The organism is Methylobacterium sp. J-072 (genome assembly GCF_022829425.1).
Taxonomy (GTDB): domain Bacteria; phylum Pseudomonadota; class Alphaproteobacteria; order Rhizobiales; family Beijerinckiaceae; genus Methylobacterium.
Window position 1 is genome coordinate 1 of sequence record NZ_JAKSYK010000032.1, and the last position, 599, is coordinate 599.

General features: G+C 64.8%; 2 protein-coding genes. Both read right to left on the minus strand.

The genetic code is table 11. The annotated features are described in order from the left end of the window. Positions 1–125: 125 nt before the first annotated feature. Positions 126–389, minus strand: a complete 264-nt coding sequence (locus MKK67_RS02905) for a hypothetical protein (RefSeq protein WP_313898996.1) — start codon at positions 387–389, stop codon at positions 126–128. A gap of 20 nt (positions 390–409) precedes the next feature. Then, positions 410–599: PilZ domain-containing protein (locus tag MKK67_RS02910; RefSeq protein ID WP_409568359.1), on the minus strand; the 190-nt coding region annotated here is incomplete at its 5' end.

Here is a 599-nt window from a genome sequence, read left to right on the forward strand (position 1 = left end):
CCGGCTCGAAAAGCAGGGAGAAGAATGTCAGCGCGTCAGAGGGTTTCGTAGAAAGAACGAACTGATGTGCGCTGGCGCACATTTCGCTCGCAGCGATTCATCGCCCGAGCCGTAGGGCGCGAGACTTAAGGCTGCGATTTGCCGAGCTGCTTCACCAGGGCCTCGAGGCGCTGGTCGATCGGCTCCGCCAGCGTGTCGGCGTAGACCGCCCGCAGGTTCTGGCCGAGATGCCGCCGGACGCTCGGGCTGAGGGAGGCCGCGGTCGATGAGGCGGTCTCTTCGGACGGACGCTCCGGATACGACTTCGGGCATGAACCGAACGCGCCGAGATCGCGGGCCAGACGTCGGCCGCGATGGATGTCGTCGGTGATCAGCAGAAGCTCGCCCATCGCCTATCCATCGTCTGTCGTCAGAGGATCACGCGTTCATTGAAGGTCAGTGGGCCGAACGGCATCCGAAACGCCACGCCGACGCCCTCGGGGGTATGGCGCATGACCGTCGCGTAGCGCTTGCCCACCGTCACCGTCGCACCGACCTGAGGCCTTCTGTCGAGGACTAGCGCGGCGCCTGTCATGGACAAGTCGGTGACGAAGGCTTCG